At 68.9% G+C, this 24,021-nt stretch carries 27 protein-coding genes; 17 read left to right on the top strand and 10 right to left on the bottom strand.

All coding sequences use genetic code 11. The annotated features are described in order from the left end of the window. Positions 1–93 precede the first annotated feature (93 nt). The gene (locus AB0F43_RS07855; RefSeq protein ID WP_360472172.1) at positions 94–393 is read left to right on the top strand and encodes a hypothetical protein; all 300 of its coding nucleotides are present in this window, start codon (positions 94–96) and stop codon (positions 391–393) included. On the opposite strand, the gene AB0F43_RS07850 is transcribed toward AB0F43_RS07855, so the two are convergent. Beyond that, positions 382–1,200 carry a dihydrodipicolinate synthase family protein gene (locus AB0F43_RS07850; protein WP_360472169.1) on the bottom strand — a complete coding sequence of 273 codons (819 nt, stop codon included), beginning with the start codon at positions 1,198–1,200 and terminating at the stop codon, positions 382–384. The two genes, AB0F43_RS07855 and AB0F43_RS07850, sit on opposite strands and share 12 nt — an antisense overlap. A gap of 239 nt (positions 1,201–1,439) precedes the next feature. On the opposite strand from AB0F43_RS07850, the gene AB0F43_RS07845 reads away from it, so the two are divergent. Together AB0F43_RS07845 and AB0F43_RS07840 are read left to right on the top strand one after the other, a co-directional pair. Continuing rightward, entirely contained in the window at positions 1,440–1,694 is a 255-nt protein-coding gene (locus AB0F43_RS07845) for a type II toxin-antitoxin system VapB family antitoxin (protein ID WP_360472166.1), read from the top strand. Continuing rightward, a complete protein-coding gene (locus AB0F43_RS07840; RefSeq protein WP_360472164.1) occupies positions 1,691–2,086 on the top strand; it encodes a type II toxin-antitoxin system VapC family toxin in 396 nt (131 codons plus the stop codon). The genes AB0F43_RS07845 and AB0F43_RS07840 overlap by 4 nt, the downstream gene beginning before the upstream one ends. Positions 2,087–2,115: 29 nt before the next feature. Here the strand turns inward: AB0F43_RS07840 and AB0F43_RS07835 are convergent, their stop codons facing one another. Then, the gene (locus AB0F43_RS07835) at positions 2,116–2,865 is read right to left on the bottom strand and encodes a MerR family transcriptional regulator (RefSeq protein WP_360472162.1); all 750 of its coding nucleotides are present in this window, start codon (positions 2,863–2,865) and stop codon (positions 2,116–2,118) included. Between the two features lie 102 nt (positions 2,866–2,967). On the opposite strand from AB0F43_RS07835, the gene AB0F43_RS07830 reads away from it, so the two are divergent. Beyond that, positions 2,968–4,791 (top strand): hypothetical protein, encoded by a 1,824-nt coding sequence (locus AB0F43_RS07830; protein WP_360472159.1) that lies wholly within the window; start codon positions 2,968–2,970, stop codon positions 4,789–4,791. Next, on the top strand, positions 4,788–5,738 hold the full coding sequence (locus AB0F43_RS07825) for an alpha/beta hydrolase (protein ID WP_360472157.1): 951 nt from the start codon (positions 4,788–4,790) through the stop codon (positions 5,736–5,738). Before AB0F43_RS07830 ends, AB0F43_RS07825 begins: the two co-directional genes overlap by 4 nt. Positions 5,739–5,741: 3 nt before the next feature. Here AB0F43_RS07825 and AB0F43_RS07820 read toward each other — a convergent pair whose 3' ends face one another. Then, positions 5,742–6,170, bottom strand: coding sequence for a CHRD domain-containing protein (locus AB0F43_RS07820; protein WP_360472155.1), 429 nt, complete (start codon positions 6,168–6,170; stop codon positions 5,742–5,744). Between the two features lie 131 nt (positions 6,171–6,301). Between AB0F43_RS07820 and AB0F43_RS07815 the strand changes: the two genes are divergently transcribed. From AB0F43_RS07815 to AB0F43_RS07800, 4 genes are all read left to right on the top strand, one after another. Beyond that, the gene (locus tag AB0F43_RS07815) at positions 6,302–7,447 is read left to right on the top strand and encodes a CoA transferase (protein WP_360472152.1); all 1,146 of its coding nucleotides are present in this window, start codon (positions 6,302–6,304) and stop codon (positions 7,445–7,447) included. Positions 7,448–7,620: 173 nt separating this feature from the next. Beyond that, positions 7,621–9,048, top strand: a complete 1,428-nt coding sequence (locus AB0F43_RS07810) for an NAD-dependent malic enzyme (RefSeq protein ID WP_360472150.1) — start codon at positions 7,621–7,623, stop codon at positions 9,046–9,048. Continuing rightward, complete coding sequence (locus AB0F43_RS07805; protein WP_360472147.1) at positions 9,045–9,428, top strand: VanZ family protein; 384 nt, start codon at positions 9,045–9,047, stop codon at positions 9,426–9,428. Before AB0F43_RS07810 ends, AB0F43_RS07805 begins: the two co-directional genes overlap by 4 nt. A 34-nt stretch (positions 9,429–9,462) precedes the next feature. Then, positions 9,463–10,020, top strand: coding sequence for a YqgE/AlgH family protein (locus AB0F43_RS07800; protein WP_360472144.1), 558 nt, complete (start codon positions 9,463–9,465; stop codon positions 10,018–10,020). A gap of 12 nt (positions 10,021–10,032) precedes the next feature. Here AB0F43_RS07800 and AB0F43_RS07795 read toward each other — a convergent pair whose 3' ends face one another. Beyond that, positions 10,033–10,299, bottom strand: a complete 267-nt coding sequence (locus AB0F43_RS07795) for a DUF3039 domain-containing protein (RefSeq protein WP_360472142.1) — start codon at positions 10,297–10,299, stop codon at positions 10,033–10,035. A gap of 147 nt (positions 10,300–10,446) precedes the next feature. Here AB0F43_RS07795 and AB0F43_RS07790 point away from each other — a divergent pair, with 147 nt between their 5' ends. Beyond that, on the top strand, positions 10,447–12,243 hold the full coding sequence (locus AB0F43_RS07790) for a DEAD/DEAH box helicase (protein WP_360472139.1): 1,797 nt from the start codon (positions 10,447–10,449) through the stop codon (positions 12,241–12,243). A 21-nt stretch (positions 12,244–12,264) separates the two neighbouring features. On the opposite strand, the gene AB0F43_RS07785 is transcribed toward AB0F43_RS07790, so the two are convergent. Then, a complete protein-coding gene (locus AB0F43_RS07785; RefSeq protein WP_360472137.1) occupies positions 12,265–13,044 on the bottom strand; it encodes a glycoside hydrolase family 16 protein in 780 nt (259 codons plus the stop codon). Positions 13,045–13,105: 61 nt separating this feature from the next. Beyond that, complete coding sequence (locus tag AB0F43_RS07780) at positions 13,106–13,948, bottom strand: helix-turn-helix transcriptional regulator (protein WP_360472134.1); 843 nt, start codon at positions 13,946–13,948, stop codon at positions 13,106–13,108. Positions 13,949–14,049: 101 nt separating this feature from the next. On the opposite strand from AB0F43_RS07780, the gene AB0F43_RS07775 reads away from it, so the two are divergent. Beyond that, entirely contained in the window at positions 14,050–14,775 is a 726-nt protein-coding gene (locus tag AB0F43_RS07775) for an SDR family oxidoreductase (RefSeq protein WP_360472131.1), read from the top strand. 15 nt (positions 14,776–14,790) lie between these two features. On the opposite strand, the gene AB0F43_RS07770 is transcribed toward AB0F43_RS07775, so the two are convergent. Further along, positions 14,791–15,336, bottom strand: a complete 546-nt coding sequence (locus tag AB0F43_RS07770; protein ID WP_360472128.1) for an NUDIX hydrolase family protein — start codon at positions 15,334–15,336, stop codon at positions 14,791–14,793. Between the two features lie 58 nt (positions 15,337–15,394). Further along, positions 15,395–16,039 (bottom strand): AraC family transcriptional regulator, encoded by a 645-nt coding sequence (locus AB0F43_RS07765; RefSeq protein WP_360472125.1) that lies wholly within the window; start codon positions 16,037–16,039, stop codon positions 15,395–15,397. Between the two features lie 119 nt (positions 16,040–16,158). Between AB0F43_RS07765 and AB0F43_RS07760 the strand changes: the two genes are divergently transcribed. After that, a complete protein-coding gene (locus AB0F43_RS07760; protein WP_360472123.1) occupies positions 16,159–16,920 on the top strand; it encodes a phytanoyl-CoA dioxygenase family protein in 762 nt (253 codons plus the stop codon). Between the two features lie 31 nt (positions 16,921–16,951). After that, positions 16,952–18,184, top strand: a complete 1,233-nt coding sequence (locus AB0F43_RS07755) for an MFS transporter (RefSeq protein WP_360472120.1) — start codon at positions 16,952–16,954, stop codon at positions 18,182–18,184. A 5-nt stretch (positions 18,185–18,189) separates the two neighbouring features. Here AB0F43_RS07755 and AB0F43_RS07750 read toward each other — a convergent pair whose 3' ends face one another. Beyond that, complete coding sequence (locus AB0F43_RS07750) at positions 18,190–18,996, bottom strand: hypothetical protein (protein WP_360472117.1); 807 nt, start codon at positions 18,994–18,996, stop codon at positions 18,190–18,192. 55 nt (positions 18,997–19,051) lie between these two features. On the opposite strand from AB0F43_RS07750, the gene AB0F43_RS07745 reads away from it, so the two are divergent. Further along, positions 19,052–19,696, top strand: a complete 645-nt coding sequence (locus AB0F43_RS07745) for a helix-turn-helix domain-containing protein (RefSeq protein WP_360472114.1) — start codon at positions 19,052–19,054, stop codon at positions 19,694–19,696. 133 nt (positions 19,697–19,829) lie between these two features. Here AB0F43_RS07745 and AB0F43_RS07740 read toward each other — a convergent pair whose 3' ends face one another. Beyond that, positions 19,830–20,321 (bottom strand): Lrp/AsnC family transcriptional regulator, encoded by a 492-nt coding sequence (locus tag AB0F43_RS07740; RefSeq protein ID WP_360472112.1) that lies wholly within the window; start codon positions 20,319–20,321, stop codon positions 19,830–19,832. Positions 20,322–20,449: 128 nt separating this feature from the next. Here AB0F43_RS07740 and hppD point away from each other — a divergent pair, with 128 nt between their 5' ends. From hppD to AB0F43_RS07725, 3 genes are all read left to right on the top strand, one after another. Then, the gene (hppD, locus tag AB0F43_RS07735) at positions 20,450–21,652 is read left to right on the top strand and encodes a 4-hydroxyphenylpyruvate dioxygenase (protein ID WP_360472109.1); all 1,203 of its coding nucleotides are present in this window, start codon (positions 20,450–20,452) and stop codon (positions 21,650–21,652) included. Between the two features lie 342 nt (positions 21,653–21,994). Beyond that, entirely contained in the window at positions 21,995–22,468 is a 474-nt protein-coding gene (locus tag AB0F43_RS07730; RefSeq protein ID WP_360472106.1) for a hypothetical protein, read from the top strand. Positions 22,469–22,540: 72 nt separating this feature from the next. Then, a complete protein-coding gene (locus AB0F43_RS07725) occupies positions 22,541–23,917 on the top strand; it encodes an FAD-linked oxidase C-terminal domain-containing protein (protein WP_360472104.1) in 1,377 nt (458 codons plus the stop codon). Positions 23,918–24,021: the final 104 nt, after the last annotated feature.

Here is a 24,021-nt window from a genome sequence, read left to right as displayed (position 1 = left end):
GGTGCCGCGGGGTTCGAAGGCCGACGTCGTCATTCTACCAGTTGCCGCCGGAGACGGTGGTTTGCCCGGCAGTGACCGGGGCACCGGGCTGCTATGAGAGCCAAAGTGCTGAGTACCGTGCTGCTCGGGCTCCTGCTGATGCTGATGCCGGCGAGCGCGTCGGCAGCTCAGCCTGCCGTCGACCCGACGCCCAGCCCCACGCTCGGGGCGACCGAGTCACCGAACCCGAACCCGCCCGGCGCCCAGGACGCCGACCCGGACGACTACACCGGTGCCACCTGGGTCATCGGAGCGGTCGCGGTGGTGGTCGTACTTGCGGGCGGAATGACGCTGCTCGTCATGCGCAGTCGCCGCAAGGACGAGTCGGTCGACCGTCGACCGTCAGGTCAGTAGCCGGGCCAACGCAGCGCGGCGTTCGGTGCCGGGCGGATCGATCGCCATTCGGCAGCGGCCGCCGGGGAGATTCTGCAGATCCAGTAGGTGCTTGATGTTGGCAATGCTGCCCTCGACTGTCTGCACCGCCGCCTGAACCGTCGGCTGAGCGCTGGAGCCGGTCAGGAGTTCCGCGAACAGGGTGGGCAGCGCGCCGGCGTTGCCCGACACGATTCCGGTGCCTCCGGCAAGCATCACGTCGCGAAGCTCGGCGTCGTTGCCGGACCACACCTCGAAGTCCGGCGGGGTCGCTTCGGCATACGCGCGTACGACGTCCGTCCCGGCGCCACTGACTTTGACGCCGACGATGCCCTCGATTGTCGCGAGCTTACTCAGCAGTGAGGGCGGTACGACGGTGCCGGCGAGCGCTGTGAACACATAGACGTAGACGTCGGCGCCATCCGCGGCGACGGCGCAGCGCTCGAAGTGTTCGACGAGGCGCTCCGGTCCGGCCGGGACGAAGTACGGGGTGATGACGGCCAGCCGTTCGGCGCCGCGACGCCGGGCCTCAGCCGTCAATCGGACCGCTTGCCGGGTCGTCGCCGCACCGACGTGAGCGATCACCCGCGAAGGACCGGCCACCTCCAGCGCGGCCGAGATGACCTCGAGCCGCTCACCATCGTCCAGCGCCGGAAACTCACCGTTGGTCCCAGCCACGAAAACCGCCGGAATCCCACCGTCGATCACATGCTCCACCAACGCCCGGACGCCGCCCAGATCGACGTTCTCATCCCGGTCAAAAGGCGTTGTCAACGCGGCGGCAATCATGAGCGGATCCTCTCCAGAAGGGCGGCAGGCCGTCCACAATAGTCTGCCTGCAATCGATTGCACTACTCCATGGAGACCAGGCGATCCGTGATGGCAGCGAGGGCCAATGCGTGGCGTGACGGCGATGACAATCGCGTGGTTCCGCCGCCGAGGAGGATGAGCAGGATCAGATGGGGGGCGACGAACGCGCCGTGGAGTTAGGGTAGAATGGTTCCGCATGTAGGTAGAAGGGTTCCGCTATGAGTTTGAATATCAAGAACGAAGACACGCACGGCCTGGTGCGTGAACTCGCGCGCTTGACGGGCGAGTCCCAGACGGCTGCCGTCGACACTGCTGTTCGGGAGCGCCTCGCCCGGGTCAGGCGACTGCGCGGCGCTGGCCTCGCGGATCGGCTGCTTGCTATCGGCGCCGACACGGCCCGCCGACTGCCTGATGAGTTGCGGACCGCCGACCACGGCGACCTCTTGTATGACGAGAACGGACTACCCCGGTGATCATCGACACCTCGGCCGTCATCGCGATCCTGCGGGCGGAACCGGACGCCGCGGATTTCGCCGAGGCGATCGAAGCAGCGCCGTCGCGGCGAATGTCGGCGGCGAACTTCCTGGAGGCGGCGGTGGTGCTGGACAGTGCGCGCGATCCAGTGGTCAGTCGCCGCTTCGACGAACTCATCGCCGCTGCGGAGATCGTGGTGGAGCCCGTGACTGAGGCGCAGGCGCGGACGGCGCGCGAGGCGTACCGCGACTTCGGTAAGGGGAGCGGCCATCCGGCTGGGCTCAACTTCGGCGACTGTTTCGCTTACGCGCTGGCCAAGGATGCCGGAGAGTCGCTGCTTTTCAAGGGCAAACACTTCGTCCACACCGATTTGACAGCTGCACTTCCCTGACCTCGACCTCGCCGCCCGGGTGAACGCCGTCAGCCGGTTGAGGGTAAGGCTTTGGGGTCTAGGCCTAGTTCTTCGTAGGCGACTGTTTCTATTTCGCGGGCCATCGCTTCGCGGAAGGCGGCTACCAGGGCTTGGCCGGCAAGGGGGATGATGTGTTCGAGGGTGCGCTGGATCTCGGGCCAGCCCTCGGCGGGGAGGCCGGCGTCGGCGAACTCGCGCCAGACGGTGCTGCGGAAGAGCTCGACGTACGTCTTGGCGACCGCGTCGGCCTGGGTGAACAGCTTCGGGAGCATCTCGAAGATCGCCTGCATCGGGACGCCGAGCTTGATCACCTCGAGGCCAGTGCGGAGCAGGTCGGGGTTGGGGATCCGGAGCAGGCCGTCGTCCTGGCGTTCGGCGATGCCGAGCTCGACCAGCCGCTCGATGACCGACGGATCGTGCGGTACGCCGGCCCGCTCGGCCAGCTGGTGCTCGTCCAGCACCTCCGGCTCGGACGGCGTCCACGGGTTCACCAAGGTCTCGAAGACGCCGAGCGCCATGGCGCCGTCCGGCAGCTCGCTCATCATCCGCTCGACCGCGGCCAGCGTGTAGCCCTTCCCCAGCAGCTCACGGACCAGCGTGAGCCGCGCCACGTGGTCGGCGCCGTAGTACCCGGTCCGGCCGACCAGGCGAGGCGGTGGGATCAGGCCGCGGCCGGCGTACGCCCGCACGTTGCGGACCGTCATGCCCACCTTGGCGGCGAGCTGGTCGACGGTGAGTTCCTCATCGCGTGCTTCCACGCTTGACAGTCTTCCAGACTCAACGTTACATAGAAGATGTAACATCACCCATGGCGCATGCGTGCCGTCGCATTGCTTGTACAGCCGATGAAGGAGCACCCGATGGCGGTCCCGTTGGCAACCACCGGTACGGCGACGTTCGATCAGATCGCGATCGTCACCGGGCTCGTCTCCCTGATGTACGTCGCACTCGCCGTGCTCCTGTGGCGGGAACGGACCGGACGCGTCACGCTGGTGGGACGGCTTGCGGACACCATCGGGAGACTGGACGGAGTCCCCCGATGGGCCGCGCTGACGCCGTACCTGCACGCGGTCTCGCTGCTGGCCTGCGCCTTCGGCGTCTGGTGGGACATCGCGGTGCACATCGCCCGCGGCCGCGACACCGGCCCGTTCGGTACGCCGGCGCACTACCCGATCTTCTTCGGCATCCTCGGCGTGATCGTGTCCGGCGTGCTGCCGATCGCCCTCGCCCGCAAACCGCTGCCGGCCCGGACGCTCGAGCTGACGAAGGGCTGGCGGATCCCGTGCAGCGCCGCGCTCGTCACGGTCTGCGGCACCTTCGCGCTGGTCGGCTTCCCGCTGGACGACGTCTGGCACCGGCTGTTCGGTGAGGACGTCACGCTGTGGGGCCCGACCCACCTGCTGATGATCGGCGGCGTCGTACTGTCGATCTTCGCCCGGCTGCTCGCCATCGCCGAGGTCGAGCAGTTGATGGGACCGAACAAGCGCCGGTTCTTCCAGGAGATCGTCTCGGTCGGCGCGCTGCTGATCGCGTGGGACCTGTTCAGCACCGAGTTCAACTACGGCGTACCGCAGTTCCCGCTGGTCCTGCACCCGATCCTGATCGCGTTCGGCGCCGCGCTGGCCTTCACCGTGCTACGTGCCCGCCGCGGCCCCGGTACGACGTTTGCCGCGCTGGCCGTCTACCTGGTCATCCGGGGCGGAATCGCGTGGGCGGTGGACCAGCCGCTGGGTGGGATCCTCGCGCACTTCCCGCTGCTGATCGTCGAAGCACTCCTGGTCGAGGCGGTGGCGTTTGCCCTGGGCAACAAGAATCGCTTCCGCCTCGGTATCGTCGCCGGCGCGCTGATCGGCAGCGTCGGCGTGGTCGCCGAGTATGCCTGGAGCCAGTTCTGGATGCCGATCCCATGGCCCTCGTCGATGCTTCCGTCGGCCCTCGGGTACGGCGTGGTGACCGGAATCGGAGCCGGGATGGTCGGAGCCTGGCTCGCCACCCGGTTCGCCGAGGTGGCCGGCCAGGGTCAGGCGGCCGGGATCCGGCACGTCCGCCCGGTGGCGGTCCGGCGTACGCATCAACTCGGAGCCGTCGGGTTGGCCGTCGTACTCGGGGCAGTGTTCTTCTGCGTGCCGCGGTCGGCCGAGCCGGGCGTGTCCGCGACGGTGTCGTTGGAGCGGGTGGCCACGGGGGCCGAGCCGACGGCGTACGTGACGGTCAAGCTGGAGCCCGCCGACGCGGCCGAGGATGCCCGGTGGTTCGAGGCGATGGCCTGGCAGGGCGGCGGATTTCTGACGCACCGGATGGTGAAGGTTGCTGACGGCACCTACCGGTCGACGGACGCGTTGCCGATGTACGGCAAGTGGAAGTCGATGATCCGGCTGCACCAAGGCCAGCGGGACCTGGTGTCGATGTGGGTGTACGCGCCGGAGGACACGGCGATCGAGAAGCCGGCCGTGCAGGTGTCGGACGGGCAGACGGTCGAGTTCATCGACGAGCAGCAGGTGTTGCGGCGGGAGGAGCGTACGGACGTGCCACGATGGATGTGGAACGGCGGCTACGCGTTGCTCGGCGTGGTCGGTCTGATGGAGATCGCCGGAATCGCCTGGCTGGTCGGACGTGGCGCCCGCGGCGGACGCCTGCGCGCCGCCCACCTGGAGGCCGGCGAGCGGGAACGGGAGACTGCGTGACGATCCAGGCGGAACGGTCGGCAGTGATGACGTCCGACGGCCTCAGGCTGAACGTCGAGACGACTGGGCCGGAAGAGGCACCCGTAACGGTGCTGCTCGTCCACGGATGGACCTGCTCGACGCGGTCATGGCACCACCAGGTCGAGAGACTGCCGCGGATCCTCGGGCCGGACGCAGTACGCCTCGTCACGTTCGACCATCGTGGTCACGGCCGGTCGGACCCGGCGCCGGCCGGGTCGATGCGGATCGAGCAACTGGCGGACGACCTGGTCACGGTGCTCGACGAGGTGGTAGGTGACAGTCCGGTCGTGTACGCCGGACACTCGATGGGTGGCATGACGTTGATGGCGCTCGCCGACGAGCGACCTGAGCTGTTCGGCTCCCGGATCGCGGCCGCGGCCTTGGTCAGTACGACGTCCGGCCAGGCAAGCTCTGGAGCGTTCGGCCTGCCCAGCCGGCTCGACGCGGCCGCGGCGGTCTTCGCTCCGCGGGCGGTGAACCTCGTCGGCGCGCGGGTGGAACGCAGGGTCCAGCGGCGTGCGACGGTCGCGGCCCGGCGCCGGCGGGCGCTCGAGGTGGCAGCCCGGCTGCAGCGTCCCGCGCTACGCCAGATGGTGTTCGGGAAGAAGGTGGATCCCGCCGAGGTGGATCTCTTCCTGGCGGACCTCGCGTTCGTGCCGGGGCCGTCGTACGGCGGCTTCTTCGAGTCGATCCTGCAGCACGACCGAGGTCACGCGCTGAAGGTGCTCGACCAGCTCCCGGTCGAGATCATGCACGGCACCCGCGACCGCCTTCTCCCACCCCGGCACGCCAACCGCATGGCCGCCGAGCTGCCCACCGCGCGCCTCTGGATGTACCCGGGCGCCGGACACATGCTCATGCAGGAACGCCCGCGAGACGTGACCCATCGCCTCGCGTCGCTGGCGCGCAAGGTGTCCCGACGCTGAGGTCTACTTCAGCTGACCGCGGATGGCGCCGCCCGGGAAGGTCGCGGTGTGCACGTTGACGTAGTAGTTCTTCGGCTCGGCGCTGATCGCGGCGGCCAGTTCGGCGGAAATGGTCCTGCAGCCGGACGTGTCGGGTCCGGGCACCCCGTCGGCATTGAGGTCGATGACGATGTTTCCTGCGAAGGCGACGTGCCGGGCGCCGACGTGCACATGGGCCGCGGTCGGGGTCTCGATGTTCTCCCAGCTGAGGGTCCAGCAGAAGGTGGTGCCCTCGAGGGTGTAGGTGAAGAACCCGTGGCCGTCCGGATCCGCGGCTTGGGTCTCCTGACCGCCGCTCAGCGGGATGGCGGGCGCCGCGGAAGCGCTCGGTAGGCCGAAGGTGGCGGCCGCGAGAATGACGGCGGCTGCGGCGATGCTGGTGCGTGCTGACATGGTTCCCCTCCTGGCTGTGAGGTCCGTCCTCACTCGGTACACGTACGACGACCCGGATCGGTTCAGCTGTCCGGCATCTGGATGAGAATCGCGTCACGGCTCGGGCCTGGGTTCTCGCCTAGGGTGACGACGTGCAGAATCTCCTGTCGGATGTGGTGGTCGTCGACCTGACCCGGGCGCTGGCCGGGCCGCACGCCGCGATGATGCTGGGTGATCTCGGCGCCCGGGTGATCAAGGTGGAGACCCCCGCAGGCGGCGACGACAGCCGCGGCTGGGGCCCACCGTTCGTCGAGGGCGAGTCGACGTACTACCTGTCGGCCAACCGGAACAAGGAGTCGGTGACGGCCGACCTCAAGTCCGCGGAGGGCAAGGAGTTCCTGGCCAAGCTGGTCCGGCGCGCCGACGTGCTGATCGAGAACTTCCGGCCGGGTGTACTCGACCGGCTCGGGTTCTCCACCGCGCGGTTGCACGAGCTCAACCCGGGGCTGGTGATCCTGTCCATCACCGGGTTCGGGCACGACGGTCCGGACGGCGGACGGGCCGGGTACGACCAGATCGCGCAGGGCGAGGGCGGTCTGATGAGCATCACCGGCGCGGTCGAGCCGACGAAGATCGGCGTACCGATCGCGGACCTGCTCGCCGGGATGTACGGCGCCTACGGGGCGCTGGCGGCTCTGCACGAACGATCGATCACCGGGAAGGGGCGCGTCGTACGGACGAGCCTGCTCGCCTCGGTGGTCGGGGTGCACGCGTTCCACGGGACCAAGTGGACGGTCGCGGGCGAGCTGCCCGAGCGGGTCGGCAACCACCATGCCCAGATCGCGCCGTACGGGCTGTACCGGACCAAGGACGACATCGTGCAGGTCGCGGTCGGGAGTGAGGGGCAGTGGCGGACGTTCGCGCCGATCGTCGGGCTGGATCCGGCCGACGAACGGTTCGCGGTGAACTCGTCCCGGGTGGCGCATCGGTCCGAGCTGACCGCGGCCATCGAAGCGGCGTTCGCGAAAGAGCCGGCGGATGTGTGGCTGGAAAGGCTTGCGGAGCAGGGCATTCCGGCCGGGAAGGTACGTGACTTCCAGCAGGTCTACGAGTGGGAACAGACGTTGTCGCAAGGACTGCTGATCGACGTCGAGCACCCGACGCTCGGCAGGATCCAGCTGCCCGGGCCGCCGCTCCGCTTCGACGACCAACCGTACGCCGGTGCTCGCGAGACCAACCTGGCGCCGCCGCGACTCGGCGAGCACAACGAGTCGGTGCGAGCGTGGCTGGACGAATGAGTGGACGCCCAGGCCATCACAATGGGCTCGGGTCGTGCGTCCGCCCGCTCAGGGGGTGAGCCTGACGCGGATTGTGATGGCCTGGTGGTTCGCCCCGGGCGGGTCATGGATTATCCGTGCACTTTACGAACACAATCTTCGGGCTTTACCAGTGGCGTGAGAGGATCACCCGCGTGACTGCTTTGCCGAGTGTTTCGTACTCCATCACCGTTCGCCTCGAGGTGCCCGCGGGTGGCTCGACGGTGAGCAAGCTGACGACCGCGGTCGAGCAGGCCGGCGGCCTGGTCACCGCACTCGACGTGACCGCGTCCGGTCACGAGCGGTTGCGAATCGACGTCACCTGCGCCGCCGCCGACACCGAGCACGCCGGCCGGCTGGTCGAGGCGATGCGCGCCGTCCCCGGGGTCGAGATCGCCCGGGTGTCGGACCGGACGTTCCTGATGCACCTCGGCGGCAAGATCTCGATGGAGGCCAAGCACCCGATCCGCAACCGGGACGACCTGTCGATGATCTACACGCCGGGTGTCGCGCGGGTCTGCCTGGCGATCGCGAACAACCCCGACGACGCCCGCCGGCTGACCATCAAGCGCAACAGCGTCGCGGTCGTCACCGACGGTTCCGCCGTCCTCGGCCTGGGCAACATCGGCCCGAAGGCCGCGCTGCCGGTGATGGAGGGCAAGGCGGCGCTGTTCAAGCGGTTCGCCGGTATCGACGCCTGGCCGCTGTGCCTGGACACCCAGGACTCGGACGAGATCGTCCAGATCGTCAAGGCGATCGCGCCCGGGTTCGCCGGCATCAACCTGGAGGACATCTCCGCCCCGCGCTGTTTCGAGATCGAGGCGAGGTTGCGCGAGGAGCTGGACATCCCGGTCTTCCACGACGACCAGCACGGTACGGCGGTCGTCGTACTCGGTGCGCTCTACAACGCGCTGCGCGTGGTCGGCAAGGACATCAGCAACGTGCGGGTGGTGCTGTCCGGTGCGGGAGCCGCCGGTACGGCGATCCTGAAGCTGCTGATCGCGGCCGGGGTGAAGGACACCTGCGTCGCCGACATCGGTGGCGTGATCCACCCGGACCGCGACGGACTGTCGCCCGACCTGCGCTGGATCGCCGAGAACACCAACGCGGCGAGGTACAGCGGCGACCTGAAGGGTGCGCTGGCCGGGGCCGACGTGTTCATCGGGGTGTCGGCGCCGAACCTCCTGACCGGCGAGGACATCGCCACCATGAACGAGGACTCGATCGTGTTCGCGCTGGCCAACCCGGTGCCGGAGGTCGACCCCGCGGAGGCGGGCGAGCACGCGGCGGTGGTGGCCACCGGACGGAGCGACTTCCCGAACCAGATCAACAACGTGCTGGTCTTCCCGGGGGTCTTCCGCGGTCTGCTGGACGCGCAGTCGTCGAAGGTGTCGATCGAGATGGAGCTGGCCGCCGCGAAGGCGCTGGCCGCTGTCGTCACCGACGACGAGCTGAACGCCGCCTACATCGTGCCGAGCGTCTTCCACCCGGAAGTGCACAACAGTGTCGCGCATGCGGTCCGCGACGCGGCCGGCGGCAGGGCCCCGGCGCACGAGACCTACCCGGACGACGCACCGGCGTGACTGTTTCCGTGGCGGGGGCGACCAGCTCGGGTGTAAAGGTCTGGTTGTGGCGGATCGGATTCGTCGCGGCCTGCCTGCTGCAGCTGTACGGCGTCTACTCGCCGAGCCAGGCCGGTCCGGACGTCGGGCTGCCGCTGGCCGACAAGATCGCCCACCTGTTCCTGTTCGGCTCGGTGGCCTTCCTCGGACTCAAGGCCGCCGTACCCGCGCGGTGGTTGCTGCTGGCATTGGTCGGCAACGCGCTGATCAGTGAGCTGGTCCAGCACTTCGCCCTTTCGCAGCGCAGCGGCGATCCGTTCGACTCGCTCGCGGATCTGCTCGGCGTGGCTGTGGGCGCCTGGCTGGCCACGAGATCCAAGGCGCCGTCGCGCGGTCCGTAGTACAAACCTCGCCGGGCACGACATGATGGGAGGCATGACGGCCTCGACCCTGACCGGTTCGCTGCTGGTGGCGACACCTCTGCTCGACGAGCCGCCCTTCCGCCGGTCCGTGATCCTGCTGCTGGACCACGACGACGACGGCGCTCTCGGGGTGGTGGTGAACCGCGCGGCCGACCTGGCCGTCGACCGCGTGCTCCCGGACTGGTCCACCACCGTGAACGAACCCGGCGTGCTCTTCATGGGCGGCCCGGTCGGCACCGACAGCGCCCTAGCGGTCGCCGAGGTGATCGAGTCGGCCGACCCGCCGGGCTGGCGCGAGTGCTTCGGCCGGATCGGCCTGATCGACCTCGACGTACCGCCGGCTCTGCTGACGGGCGCGATCCAGCGAATGCGCATCTTCGCCGGGTACGCCGGCTGGTCCAGCGGCCAGCTCGAAGGCGAGATCACCGAGGGTGCCTGGTACGTCGTCGAGTCGGAGCCCGACGACGTGTTCAGCCTGCACCCAGACACGCTGTGGCGCCGGGTTCTGCGTCGCCAGACCGACCAGATGGCCTACCTGGCGACGTACCCGGACGACCCGACCCAGAACTGACCGGGCCAGGCCCTACTCGTCGCCGCCCTCGTCGTCACCGGGGTTGAGCGACTCCCAGATCTCCTTGCACTCCGGGCAGACCGGGAACCGCTGCGGGTCCCGGCTCGGCACCCACACCTTGCCGCACAGCGCGACCACCGGCGTGCCCATCACCATCGCCTCGGTCAGCTTGTCCTTCGGCACGTAGTGCGAGAACCGCTCGTGGTCGCCGTCGTCCAGCGAAGGCTTTGTCCGCTCGTCGACAACCGTCTCTGCCCCAGGGGTCAGCTGAGTACTCATGCCCCCGAGTGTAGGACGCCACACCAGTAGTCCGGGGAACTTTCTCCACAGACCGCTCGTACCCGACATGCCGTACAACGGTTGTCCTCGATGTCAGGTAACGTTCCTGCACGGCCGACAGTCGTCTATCGGGGGAGTATGCCGTCCGTGGATTCGCACGCGCCAGCTACACCAGCCGTGCTACCTCCGGCCTACCCGGACCGCGCTGCGTGGGGTACCGCGAGCAAGCTGCGGGCCTGGCAGGCGGAGGCACTCAAGCTCTATCTCGACAAGCAGCCGAAAGACTTTCTCGCGGTGGCGACACCGGGAGCCGGTAAGACCACCTTCGCGCTCACCGTGGCCGCCGAGCTGCTGCACCGGCGGCTGATCGAGCGGGTCACCGTGGTGACGCCGACCGAGCACCTCAAGGTCCAGTGGGCCGACGCGGCCGACCGGGCCGGGATCGCGATCGACCCGGCGTTCGCCGGCCGGCGCGGGAAGACCAACAAGGACTTCCAGGGCGTCGCGGTGACCTACGCCGGTGTCGCGGTGAACCCGCTCGCCTTCCGGGTCCGGACCGAGCGGTTCAAGACGCTGGTGATCCTGGACGAGGTGCACCACGGCGGCGACGCGCTGAGCTGGGGTGAAGGTGTCCGGGAGGCGTTCGAGCCCGCGACCCGGCGGCTCTGCCTGACCGGTACGCCGTTCCGCAGCGACGACAACCCGATCCCGTTCGTCACCTACGAGGAGGGCTCGGACGGCGTCGCCCGGAGCAAGGCGGACTACACCTACGGCTACGGTCACGCTCTGCGCGATCACGTCGTACGCCCGGTGATCTTCATGTCGTACTCCGGCGAGATGCGCTGGCGGACGAAGGCCGGTGACGAGGTGGCGGCCCGGCTGGGAGAGCCGCTGACCAAGGACCTCACCGCTCAGGCCCTGCGTACGGCGCTCGACCCGGCCGGAGAGTGGATGCCGGCGGTGCTGGCGGCCGCGGACAAGCGGCTGACCGAGGTTCGGCGGCACATGCCCGACGCGGGCGCGCTGGTCATCTCCGGCGACCAGAACACGGCCCGGGCGTACGCGAAGACGCTGCGCGAGCTCACCGGCGAGGCGCCGACCGTCGTCCTGTCCGACGAGAAGTCGGCCAGCAAGAAGATCGCGAAGTTCTCCGAGGGCGACTCGCGCTGGATGGTCGCGGTCCGGATGGTCAGCGAGGGCGTGGACGTGCCGCGGCTCGCGGTCGGGGTATACGCCACGCCGACGTCGACGCCGCTGTTCTTCGCGCAGGCGGTCGGGCGGTTCGTCCGGGCCCGGAAGCGGGGTGAGACGGCGTCGGTGTTCGTGCCGTCGGTGACCCGGCTGCTGAGCTTCGCCGCCGAGATGGAGGTCGAGCGCGACCACGTGCTCGGCCGGAAGAACTCGAATGACGACGGCGACATCTTCGCGCTCGAGGACGACCTGCTCGCGAAGGCGAACCAGACCGAGGGTGCCAGCGATGAGCTGGAGGCGAAGTTCGAGGCCCTCGGGTCGGACGCGAGTTTCGACCGGGTGGTGTTCGACGGCGGTGACTACGGCACCGGCGGCGACATGGCGTCGGACGAGGAGCTGGACTTCCTCGGGCTGCCCGGCCTGCTGGAGCCGGACCAGGTGCGCGAGTTGCTCCGCAAACGCCAGGCGAAGTCGATCGCGGCGCAGAAGCGGTCCCAGCGGGGGTCGGAGTCCTCAGGCAGGGAGGACCCGACACCGACGGAGCTGGCGACGCACGAGCAGGTGGCGCTGCTGAGGCGAGAGCTGAACGGTCTGGTCGCCGCCTGGCACCACCGCACCGGCCAGCCGCACGGGGTCATTCACAACGACCTGCGCCGCAAGCTCGGCGGTCCGGCGGCGGCCCACGCGTCGTCCACCCAGCTCAAGGAGCGCATCGAGCTCCTCCGCGACTGGGCCACCCAGCGCCGCGCCTGACCTCCGATGAGCCGCCGGGGGTCACTGTGCGCGGTAGACGCGGATGTGGTCGACCTGCATGGATTCGGTGGTGACCTCGGGTGGGATCTTCGAGTAGACGAACATGTCGAGGATGAGGGCGTCGCCGGTGCCGGCGTACGGGCCTTGCCGGCAGATCTCCTTGCCGTCCAGGTACCAGATCGTTTCGTCGGGGCCGAGTTGCTGCGCGATGGTGTGCCAGTCCGTGGTCAGGTCGGTGGGGGAGCGGTAGGTGCAGCTGCCGCCGCCGTCCTGATGGTTGGTCAGATACAGGTTGTTGTGGTTGTCGCTGTAGAACTCGTAGGTGTCCTGCTCGTTGGAGCCGTTGCCGTTCCACGTCCAGGTGGACGGCCAGAATCCCTTCGCCGACGGGAGCTTCAGCCGGGTCTCGATGTAGTCACCGGGCCGGACCGCGAAGGAGTTCGGCGGCTCGTGGCCGCACGCCTGGCCAGTGGTGATCAGCCCGCTGGACCACTCGTACCCGGGCTCCGGGTTGTTCTTCCGTGCTGTGATGGTGAGGAGACCGTCGCGGACCGACAGCGCGTCCCACGTGTGCCACTCGAGCTGCTGGTTGCCTTTGTTGCCGAGACAGCGGTCCGCTTCGGCGTTGGAGTGGATGGCCCACTTGTTCCGGTCGATCGCCGTACCGTTGAACTCGTCCGCAAACACCAACCGCCCCGGCACGGCCTGCTCGCCGGCGGTCCCGCGCTGATCGGCCACCGCGGCCGCAGCCGGTACGACGAGCAGCCCGAGTGCGAGCGGGATCGTAAGTAGCTTTCGCATCAAGCAGACTCCTCCGTCAGAATCCAACGGATCAAACAGTCGCTTGATCGGTGCGGGGTTGTCAACCCTGCGACATCGACTGGGTGCCGATGACGCCGAGCAGGCGGAGGGCCTGGTCGGAGGGGGAGCCGGGCTCGGCGGTGTAGAGGACGACGCGCTGGTCGCGCTCGGGGACGACCAGGACTTCGCAGATCACGTCGATCCGGCCGACCTCGGGGTGGAAGATCGTCTGGCACATGCTGTGCTGCCGCGACACGTCGTGGAACGACCAGATCTCGGCGAACTCCTCGCTGCCGGCCAGCAGGTCCGCGACCAGCGCTGCGATACCCGGGTCGTTCGGATACCTGCCGGTCGCCCCGCGCAGGTCGGCCGCGGCCGCCAAGGCGAAGTCGTGGGTCGCGGTCTGGCCGAATCGGTCGGCCTGCCGGTCGCCGTGCAGGAACCGCAGCCGGAGCAGATTGCGCTCCTTCACCGGTAAGGCCGAGAAGTCGGTGATCAGCGCGGCTGACATCGGGTTCCACGCGAGAACGTCGTACTTCGCGTCGAGGACCAGGCCCGGCACGTCGAGCCGGTCCAGCATCCGCAGGATGCCGACGCGCACATCGGTCGGTGGACCCGGTGGCGGGCCAGGTTGCTCGCCGGCCAGGCGGAAGAGGTGGTCACGCTCGTCGTCGTCCAGGCGCAGCGCCCGGGCGAGCCCGGTGAGCACCGGCCGGGACGGGCGTGGGCCTCGGCCCTGCTCGAGCCGGGTGTAGTAGTCGGTCGACATGGTGGCCAGGCTCGCGACCTCCTCCCGGCGCAACCCGGGCGTCCGCCGCCGCAGCCCTGCGGGCAGGCCGACATCGGCGGGCTGCAACGCCTCCCGCCGCAACCGTAGGAACTCCGCGAGCTGTCCCCGATCCATGCCCCAAGGATTCCAGCCGTCGCAAACCGCAAACAGGGACTGCTGATCCCAGGTTCGGCTCACTCTGCCTGAGTACGCCGTCCGGCCGCAGCCTGGACCGCATGAACACGAAGATCGCGCTCGTCACGGGCGCCAACAAAGGCATTGGCAAGGAGATCGCACGGCAGCTCGGCGCGGCCGGGTTCACCGTGCTGGCCGGGTCGCGGGACCTGGCCCGCGGTGAGGCGGCGGCGAAGGAGTTGGTTGCCGAGGGCTACGAAGTGCAGGCGCTTCAGCTGGAGGTGACGGACGAGAGGTCGGTCCGCGCGGCGGCCGGCCGGATCGACGCCGAGTACGGGCGGCTCGGCGTACTGGTGAACAACGCGGCGATCATCCCGGCCGGCGACGACGCGGTGTCCCGGGTGGCAGGCGACGTACTGCGGGACGCGTTCGAGACGAATGTGATCGGGCTGGTCGGGGTGACGCAGGCGATGCTTCCCCTGCTGCGGAAGGCGGAGCGGGCGCGGGTGGTGAACTTGTCGACCTCCCTGGCGTCGTTCGAGTTGGTCGGGGATCCGGAGTCGCGGATGTCGACGATCCTGACCTTGGGGTACAACGCGTCGAAGGCGGCGGTGAACATGGTGACCGTGATGCTGGCCAACGAGCTGCGCGGGACCGGCATCCTGGTGAACGCGGCCGACCCCGGCAACTGCGCCACCGACATGGGCGGCTGGGACGCGCCACGCAGCCCACAGCAAGGTGCCGCCGTCGCGGTCCAGTTGGCGACCCTGGGGATCGACGGCCCCACTGGCGAAGTCCACGCCGAGGAGGGCCGGTTGCCGTGGTGAGCCGGCCGGCGGCGGTCAGATCAGGGCGCCGGACCAGGCGAGGGCTTGTTTGAGGAGTTGGCCGCGGCCGCCTTCCAGGTCGTCCAGGAGGCTGGGCTCGAGGGCTTCCTTCGGGGTCAGCCAGGTCAGCTCCAGGGCGTCCTGGCGGGGGTCGCACTCGCCGGTCACCGGTACGACGTAGACGAGGGCCACGGCGTGCTGGCGTGGGTCGTGCAGCGGGGCGACGCCGGGGAGCGGGAAGTACTCGGCGACCGTGAACGGCACCGGGCTGAGGGGCAGCCGGGGAAACGCGGCCGGGCCGAGATCCTTCTCGATGTTGCGCTGGAGGGCGTTGCGGATGGACTCGCCGTGCAGGACGCGGCCCGACACCAGGGTCCGGGTGATCTGACCGGTCGCGGCCGACCCGCGCAGCAGCACTCCGACCTGCTCGATCTGCCCGGCGACGTCGACCCGGGCCGGGACGGCCTCGACGTACAGGATCGGGACGCGCGAGCGGGTCTCCTCGAGAGCGAACTCGGACAGCCAACCAGGGTTCGGGTCAGGCGTGCGCAGGGAACTCATGGTGACCATCTTTGCCCACCGCCGGGGTACGGCGTCGGGCTGGGGGTGCCGTCGGATGTCACGGGCGGAAGGTGGTGCGGTAGCGGGTCGGGCTGAGGCCGAAGCAGGCGTGGAAGCGGCGGCTGGCATGGCTGGGGTCGTGCCAGCCCACCATCGCGCCGATGGTCGCGATCGGTAGGTCGGTCTCGATCAACAGGCCGGCCGCGCGCTCGGCCCGGACCCGGTTCAGGTAGGCCATCGGCGAGATCCCGGCGGTCCGCCCGAACAGGCGGACCAGGTAGCCGGGTGCCAGGTTGACCGCCGTGGCCAGCCGGTCCAGCGTCCACGGCTCGTCGACACTTGCCTCCAGCAACCTCATCGCGTGCTGGACTGCCGGATGCGCCGGGTACGCCGCCTTGTCGCCGGGGACCAGAGCTCCGGACAGGAAGGCGAAGATGTCCGCGCCGAGGTAGGCGTTGCGGAGCACGAGGCCGTCGCACTCGGCGTAGCCGTGCCACTCGCCCGGCCGCAGGACCACGACCGCATCCCGCTCGAGCGGCAGTTCGCCGGCGGCGGAGAGATGGAGGCCTCGCCCTTCCAGCACGACCGCGATCTCGAAGAACGCGTGACTGTGCGGCGCGACGTCCGCCACCAGTTCGAGCCGTTCGCCGGCGACCGGGAGGCGCTGATCCGGAAAGACCTCGCGGCTGAGGATCTTGTGCACCGCTCACCTCCGAAGGTCAAGATCACTCAACCAGTGGTCAACGGTTGCCTGTCCCCACGGCGCTCACCAGGGCGAGGGTTGAAGGACCAACCTGGCAACGGATTCCGAGGAGCCGACCCATGACCACGACCGACCCTACGACAACCGTCACGCTGGATGAAGAGACCATTTCGGCCTACCGCCGCGACGGCGTCGTCCGGATCCGGAACATCATCAGCGCGGCCGAGGCGGCCCGGTTCCGGGACGCGGCCGCCGCGGCGACCGGGATCGCCGCGGACAACGCCGGCGACTCGCCGATCTTCAACCAGTACGTCAACATCTGGCGGCAGGACGACGTACTGCGCGAGCTCACGCTGGACCCGCGGCTCGCCGCGGCGGCGACCGCGCTGGCCGGGATCCCGCTGCGACTCTGGCACGACCAGTTGCTGATCAAGCCTCCGCACAATGGCGCGGCCACCGAGTTCCACCAGGACGCGCCGTACTGGCCGCATGCCGGTTCACGGCACTCGCTGTCGGCGTGGGTGGCGCTGGTCGACGTACCGGTGGAGCGCGGGTGCATGACCTTCATCCCGGGGTCACACGACCACCAGGACCTGCGCCGGCAGGACCTGTCCGATCGCGACGACCTGTTCCGGGCGTCACCCGACCTGCGGTGGGAGGAGCGCAAGACGATCCCACTGCGGGCCGGCGACTGCACCTTCCACAACGCCTACCTGGCCCACTCCGCCACGCCGAACCTGACCGACGACCCGCGGATCGCGCACGTGGCGATCTACATCGACGCCGAAGCGACGTACACGGGCGCGCCGCATGTGGTCACCGACGGGCTCGGTCTGACCGTTGGTGAGCCGCTCGAGCACGAGCTGTTCCCTCGGGTCTGAGGACCTTCCCGACGTGACCTAAGTTGTCAGGGTGCGTCTGCTCACTGACCTCCGGCCGCTGCGCGAGTCCGCCGACTTCCGGCGGTTGTGGATCGGATCGACGGTGTCGCAGCTCGGCCAGCAGATGACCGCGGTGACCGTGTCGATCCAGGTGTACGCACTGTCGCAGTCGACGTTCGCGGTCGGGCTGGTCGGGCTGTGCTCACTGGTCCCGCTGATCGTGTTCGGCCTGTACGGCGGGGCGATGGCCGATGCGATCGACCGTCGTACCCTCGCGCTCGCCTCGTCGACCGGGCTCTGGCTGCTGTCGATGGTCCTGGTGCTGCAGTCACAACTGCACTGGAACCAGGTGTGGGTCCTGTACGCCGTGGTCGCCGGCCAGTCGGCGTGCTTCGCGGTCAACAACCCGGCGCGGTCGGCGATCATCCCGCGGCTGATCCGGCCCGAGCTGTTGCCGGCCGCGAACACGCTCAGCCAGGCCGCGTTCAACCTGGGCTTCACCGCGGGGCCGCTGCTGGGTGCGGTGGTGATCGCCTGGCGGGGGTTCGCGGCGGCGTACCTGATCGATGTGCTGACCTTCACCGCGGCGCTCTACGCCTTGTTCCGGTTGCCGTCGGTGCCACCGACGGGTGAGGTGCGGCGGGCCGGGCTGCGGTCGGTGCTCGAGGGGTTCACCTTCCTGCGGGCGGCGCCGGCACTGCTGGCGACGTTTCTGGCGGACATCCTCGCGATGGTGTTCGCCCAGCCCCGGGCGCTGTTCCCGGCGGTCGCGGGCGCGTTCTTCGGCGGGGGAGTCCGGACGGTCGGTCTGCTGCAGGCGGCGCCGGCGATCGGGGCGCTCGTCGGGGTGGTCTTCTCCGGGTGGGTCAGCCGGGTACGACGCCAGGGCGTGGCGATCGTGGTCGCGATCACGGTGTACGCCGCGGCGGTCGGACTGTTCGGGTTGTCGCGGACGATCTGGCTCGGAGTCGCGCTGCTCGCGTTGTCGGGTGCGGCGGACATGGTCAGCTCGGCGTACCGGAACACGGTCCTGCAGTCGGCCGCGCCGGACGCGATGCGCGGGCGGCTCCAAGGTGTCTTCATCGTCGTGGTGGCCGGCGGTCCGCGATTGGGTGACTTCGTCGCGGGGACGACGGCGTCGCTCACCACCCCGACGATCGCGCTCCTCGGCGGCGCGGCCGTCTGCATCGTCGGCCTGCTCCTGCTGCTCACCCGGAACCGGCCGTTCCGGGTGTACGACTCCCAAACCCGCGCGCTCGACTAGCTTCCTCAGCCGCCGGTGACCAGCTTCTTCAGTACGGTCGGCCAGGAATCGACGTCCGGGTTGATCTGCTGCATCGGCTTGTCGTCGACGGTGACCACCTTCCGGTCACCGAGCGGCTTCTTCAGCTTGAACGCGGTCAGCGAGACGCTGTCCTCCTGTGGGCACGGCTGGTCGGCGTCGATCAGGACCACGACCTTGTCCTCCTCCTCGGTGATCCGGAGGTCGGAGTTGCAGCTCAGCCCGGTCCCGATCAGCAGGTCGGCTTCGTCGTACTTGGGTGAGTTCTGGATCCAGCGCAGGTACGTCGGCTTCTTCTTGTGGACCACCTGGTAGGACTCGACCGGCTGCGCGTCGTCCTCGAGCGCCGCGCCCTTGCCGTCGCCGAAGAAACTGCCGTAGATCATGTGGATGCACGGATCCTCGGCCGGCTTGCCGTCGCTCGCGCCGAACGCCTTGGCCGCCTGGTAGCAGGCGTTCGCCTCCCGGTTCAGCTGGATGTTGAATCCGAGCAGGGCGACCGCGGCAGCCACCAGGGCGGCGGCGAGCAGCCGGCGCGACTTGAGCTGCTGCGCGCCGAGCGCGCCGGCCGGCCGCTGGGCGTGCTGGGCCTGATTCTGCGCCGGGTTCTGGGCCTGATTCTGCGCCTGGTTCTGCGCCTGATTTTGGCCCGGTTGCGGGTCCTCGGGGAACTGCCGGAACAGGCCGAGGATCGAGCCGGTCCAGTTCGGATTGATCAGCGTGGGGATCGCGTAGAGCAGGATCAGCCCGATGATGACGGCGATGGCGGGGAGGAGCGCCCAGTAATTTCGCACGGCAGCAAGATACGGGGCCATCGGGCCGTGCCCGAAAAACGGATACGCTTCGGAGGTGCCCGCAGAGACGTCCCAGACCCTCGACCGGGGACTCACCGTCCTCGAGTTGCTGGCGGACGCCCCGGACGGCCTCTCGATCACGGAGCTGGCCGCGGCGCTAGGGGTCAGCCGGACCGTGGTGTACCGCCTGGTGAACACGCTGGAGTTGCATCGGCTGGTCCGGCGCGACAGTGAGGGCCGGGCCCGCCTCGGTCTGGCCGTCCTGCACTACAGCCGTCGCGTTCAGCCCACGCTGCGTGACGCGGCGTTGCCGGTGCTGCGCTCGCTCGCGGAGGACACCGGGGCGACGGCGCACCTGACTGTCGCGGACGGTGAGGAAGCTCTCGCCATCGCGGTGATCGAGCCGAGCTGGACCGACTTCCACGTCTCGTACCGGATGGGCTCCCGGCACGCGCTCGACCAGGGCGCCGCCGGAAAGGCGATCCTGGCCGGCCGCCGCAAACCCGACCCGGCCGGCCGCCCGTTCGTCGTCACCTCCGGCGAGCTCCAGGCCGGCGCCCAGGGCGTCTCCTCGCCGGTCCTCGGCGTCCCCGGCGTGGAAGCCTCCATCGGCGTAGTGGTCCTGGGCAAACTCGATCGCGACTTCGTCGGCCCCCGAGTAGCCCGAGCCGCCATAGAAGTAGCCAAACGCCTCGCCTGACCCACGCAGCACCACTGCCCACCCCGCGCGGCGCCAATCCTCCAATTGCCTGGCTGACCAGCGCCGTTGGGGGTTCGGCACCCTGATTCAGGGTGGCAAACCCCCCATTTGGTGGGTCAACCAGGCAAATGGGTCAGGTCTTGGTGGCTGCGTGCACGAGAGGAAGTACGCGGTGCTGGATCTGCTCAGCGAGGGCGATCACGGTGGAGGCGCGTTGGATGCCTTGGACGATGACCACCTGGTCGATGACGCGTTGGAGGTCGGCGTTGGAGCGGGCGACGATGCGGCACCAGAGGTCTTCGGCGCCGGTGATGGTGTGGACCTCCAGGACCTCGGGGATGCGGGCCAGGGCTTCGGCGACCGTGGTGTGGCCGGAGCCCTGCTCGATCTGCAAGGTGGCGAACGCGGTCACCGGATAGCCGATCGCGGTGGTGTCGATGTCCGGGCCCCAGCCGCGGACGACCCCGTCACGCTGGAGCCGGTCGAGCCGTGCCTGCACCGTGCCGCGGGCGACCCCGAGCCGCCGCGACGCCTCCAGTACGCCGACCCGCGGCTCGGCCGCGAACAACCCCAGGATCCGGGCGTCCAGCGCATCCACCGTCATACCGACCTCCGAAGTGGTCACCCTGACCAAATAGTCCAACAACAGTCGCACAATACTGCACAACCTGCGCAACGAAATAACGAACTGTTGCGCAACCTGCCTCGCTCCGACCAGGCTCGGCGGCAAGAACCGGAACCGGGAGGACCACGATGACCAGCACCGACCTCACCCCCGCAGAGCTCGACGCCGATCTCGACCTCGACCAGTTGAAGCAGCTCGTCGGCCTGGTGCCGTACGACGAGAGCACGGATCCGTTCCCGGTCACCGCGATGGACGCGGTGGTCTTCGTGGTCGGCAACGCCACCCAGACCGCGAAGTACTACCAGCTCGCCTTCGGGATGGACCTGGTCGCGTACTCCGGCCCCGAGACGGGCAACAAGGACAACAAGGCGTTCGTGCTCAAGGCCGGTTCGGCCCGCTTCGTCATCACCGGCGGCGTCGCCCCGTTGAGCCCGCTGCTCGACCACCACCGCCGGCACGGCGACGGAGTGGCCGACCTCGCGCTCGAGGTCCCGGACGTGGACAAGTGCATCGAACACGCCCGCAAGCAGGGCGCCGTCGTACTCGAGGAGCCGAACGACGTCTCCGACGAGCACGGCACCGTCCGGCGGGCCGCGATCGCGGCGTACGGCGACACGCGGCACACGCTGATCGACCGGAGCAAGTACGACGGCCCGTACCTGCCCGGGTTCGTCGCGGCGACCACCCAGGTGACCCGGCCGGAGGGGCACCCGAAGCGGCTGTTCCAGGCCGTCGACCACGTCGTCGGGAACGTCGAGCTCGGCAAGATGGACGAGTGGGTCGGGTTCTACAACAAGGTGATGGGCTTCGTGAACATGGCGGAGTTCATCGGTGACGACATCGCCACCGACTACTCCGCGCTGATGAGCAAGGTGGTGGCCAACGGCAATCACCGGGTCAAGTTCCCGCTGAACGAGCCGGCCATCGCGAAGAAGAAGTCGCAGATCGACGAGTTCCTGGAGTTCTACGACGGCGCCGGCGCCCAGCACATCGCGCTGGCGACGAACGACATCCTGCGCACGGTCGACATCATGCGGGCCAACGGGGTGGAATTCCTCAACACACCGGACTCGTACTACGACGACCCGGAGCTGCGGGCGCGGATCGGTCAGGTGCGGGTGCCGATCGAGGAGCTGAAGGCGCGCGGCATCCTGGTCGACCGGGACGAGGACGGCTACCTGCTGCAGATCTTCACCAAGCCGATCGGCGACCGGCCGACGGTGTTCTACGAACTGATCGAGCGGCACGGCTCGCTGGGCTTCGGCAAGGGCAACTTCAAGGCGTTGTTCGAGGCAATCGAACGCGAGCAGGAGCGGCGGGGGAATCTCTAGCTGCCGCGATGCTCTGCCCTGGTGCGGGGTAGCTCTTAGTCGGTGCTTTGCAGGGTGCTGGACGGCTGACCGCCGGCGCCACGCAAAGCACCGCCTGCGAGCAGTTGTGGCCGACCGGGCGTCTGACCCACTGCCCTGTGCCCGATCGGGCACAGGGCCCTTCTCCTGGGGGCGATCGGGTTAGTTGCCTACGGCTTGTGGTTAAGCGGTTACCCGTTGCCGGGCGCAACTGGATACGGCGTGTCGTCGTCCGATTACCGGAATGACTGTTGAGCAGGGGCTGTTCCGCGTAGTGTGCCCGGTGAGTGTATGTCGGGGCGTACATTCAGGAAGGGTTTCGTCATGAAGACACTGGGCATTCTGCTCAGCACTGCGGGCCTGGCTGGGGTGGGCGCGTTCGCCCTTCCCGCGACGCCGGCCCAGGCGGCCGAAGCCGCCGCCTGCTCGCGTGCCACGTCCATCGCGTCAGCGCCGATGTTCCGCGACCACAGACCACCGAGCTGGGGCACCATCCGCCTGGTCCGGGACAACTGTTTCCAGTACTGGGCCGAGATCACCATGGAATCGCCGATGCCGGCCAACGCGAAGTCCAACGCCTACCTGGTCCAGTACGGCGGAGCCAACAACGGCCGGGTGCTCAGCTGTGACAGCAGCGGCGGCAACGGCTCAGTGGTGAAGGGCCAGCGGACCTGCCGGACTCCAAAGGTCAAGGCGCTTCCCGGCAGCATCACCTTCGCCGCGATCGGCCGCGAGTTCCACAACTACGGCGGAGGCTACGAGGAGATCGCGGAGAACTCCACCTCCCGCACCCGCTGACCCACAGCACAGTCACCGCCTGACAACCGGGGACCTGCGCAGAACTGAGCGGTAATCACTAGGCTCGACAATATGAGTGACGTTGTCGAGCAGTTGCGGCGCGCGTTGCCTGCCGAGGCGCTGGTGACCGACCCGGACCGGATGGAGAGTTTCCGGTACGACCGGGCCATGTTCTGCCCAGCCGGGATGCCGCTCGCCGTCGTACTGGTGCGAGAGACCGCCCACGTGCAGGCCGCGGTGCGGATCGCGTCGGATGCGGGTGTGCCCGTCGTACCGCAGGGTGCGCGGTCCGGGCTGTCCGGCGCCGCCAACGCGCTCGACGGGTGCATCGTGATCTCGCTGGAGAAGATGGACCGGATCCTGGAGATCGAGCCGATCGACCGGTACGTCGTCACCCAGCCGGGCGTCTACAACGCCGTCCTGTCCCGCGCGGTCGAGGAGCAGGGGCTGTTCTACCCGCCGGACCCGTCCAGCTGGGAGTTCTGCTCGATCGGCGGCAACCTGTCCACGAACTCCGGCGGCCTGTGCTGCGTGAAGTACGGCGTGACGACGGACTACGTGCTCGGGCTGGAAGTGGTCCTCGCGGACGGCCGGGTGCTGCGGACCGGTCGTCGTACCGTCAAGGGCGTGGCCGGCTACGACCTGGCCAAGCTGATCGTCGGCAGCGAAGGCACGCTCGGCATCATCACCGAGGCGACACTGGCGCTGCGCCCGCTCGCGGCCCGGCCGCGGACGATGGCTGCGCTGTTCGACTCCGGCGTCGCGGCCGGCCAGGCGATCACCGAGATCATCCGCAGCGGCGTCTCGCTGAGCCTGCTGGAGATCATGGATCGGACCACGATCGCCGCGGTGAACGCGTACAAGCGGATGGACCTGCCGACCGAGGCGGCCGCGATGCTGCTGGCCCAGTCGGATGCGGGCGGCGAGGCGGGCGTGGCCGATATCGCCACGGTGGCCAAGCTGTGCCGCGAACACGGCGCGATCGAGTGCCTCGAAGCGGAGGACCCGGCCGAGGGCGAGCTGTTGCTGGAGGCCCGGCGGGCGGCGCTGCTCGCGCTGGACCAGCTCGGTACGACGATGATCGACGACGTCTGCGTGCCACGGTCCCGGCTGGCGGAGTTCATCGGCCGGACCGAGGCGCTCGCGAAGGAGCTCGACATCACTGTCGGTGTGCTCGGGCATGCTGGGGACGGCAACATGCACCCGACGGTGGTCTTCGATCCGGCCGATCCCGGCCAGGCCGACCGGGCGCAGCAGGCGTTCGACCGGATCATGGAGGTGGGGCTGGAGCTCGGCGGCACGATCACCGGTGAGCACGGTGTCGGCGTCCTGAAGCGGACCTGGCTGGCCGAGGAGATCGGCCCGGTCGCGCTCGACGTGCACCGGGCGATCAAGGCCGCCCTGGATCCGAAGAACATCCTGAATCCCGGCAAGGTGGTGGCCGAGTAGGGCGGTCGTGACCGTACTGATGCCACGCCTCCGGCGCGGGGGTCATGGGGCTTTGGCTCCCGTGACCAAACCGCAACGGAACTGCCGAGGCCATTCGACGTCCA

Origin of the sequence: Kribbella sp. NPDC023972, from assembly GCF_040639075.1 — a bacterium.
Taxonomy (GTDB): Bacteria; Actinomycetota; Actinomycetes; order Propionibacteriales; family Kribbellaceae; genus Kribbella.
The sequence above is the reverse complement of the archived record's forward strand: the minus strand, read 5'-3'. Positions and strand labels throughout refer to the sequence as shown.

Excerpts from the sequence above, each read along its gene's own strand:
- AB0F43_RS07845 (WP_360472166.1), top strand. The coding sequence starts at position 1,440 with ATGAGTTTGAATATCAAGAACGAAGACACGCACGGCCTGGTGCGTGAA.
- AB0F43_RS07800 (WP_360472144.1), top strand. The coding sequence starts at position 9,463 with ATGACGGCCTCGACCCTGACCGGTTCGCTGCTGGTGGCGACACCTCTG.
- AB0F43_RS07785 (WP_360472137.1), bottom strand. The coding sequence starts at position 13,044 with ATGCGAAAGCTACTTACGATCCCGCTCGCACTCGGGCTGCTCGTCGTA.
- AB0F43_RS07780 (WP_360472134.1), bottom strand. The coding sequence starts at position 13,948 with ATGGATCGGGGACAGCTCGCGGAGTTCCTACGGTTGCGGCGGGAGGCG.
- AB0F43_RS07855 (WP_360472172.1), top strand. The coding sequence starts at position 94 with ATGAGAGCCAAAGTGCTGAGTACCGTGCTGCTCGGGCTCCTGCTGATG.
- AB0F43_RS07820 (WP_360472155.1), bottom strand. The coding sequence starts at position 6,170 with ATGTCAGCACGCACCAGCATCGCCGCAGCCGCCGTCATTCTCGCGGCC.
- AB0F43_RS07795 (WP_360472142.1), bottom strand. The coding sequence starts at position 10,299 with ATGAGTACTCAGCTGACCCCTGGGGCAGAGACGGTTGTCGACGAGCGG.
- AB0F43_RS07730 (WP_360472106.1), top strand. The coding sequence starts at position 21,995 with ATGAAGACACTGGGCATTCTGCTCAGCACTGCGGGCCTGGCTGGGGTG.
- hppD (WP_360472109.1), top strand. The coding sequence starts at position 20,450 with ATGACCAGCACCGACCTCACCCCCGCAGAGCTCGACGCCGATCTCGAC.
- AB0F43_RS07725 (WP_360472104.1), top strand. The coding sequence starts at position 22,541 with ATGAGTGACGTTGTCGAGCAGTTGCGGCGCGCGTTGCCTGCCGAGGCG.
- AB0F43_RS07770 (WP_360472128.1), bottom strand. The coding sequence starts at position 15,336 with ATGAGTTCCCTGCGCACGCCTGACCCGAACCCTGGTTGGCTGTCCGAG.
- AB0F43_RS07775 (WP_360472131.1), top strand. The coding sequence starts at position 14,050 with ATGAACACGAAGATCGCGCTCGTCACGGGCGCCAACAAAGGCATTGGC.
- AB0F43_RS07850 (WP_360472169.1), bottom strand. The coding sequence starts at position 1,200 with ATGATTGCCGCCGCGTTGACAACGCCTTTTGACCGGGATGAGAACGTC.
- AB0F43_RS07830 (WP_360472159.1), top strand. The coding sequence starts at position 2,968 with ATGGCGGTCCCGTTGGCAACCACCGGTACGGCGACGTTCGATCAGATC.
- AB0F43_RS07760 (WP_360472123.1), top strand. The coding sequence starts at position 16,159 with ATGACCACGACCGACCCTACGACAACCGTCACGCTGGATGAAGAGACC.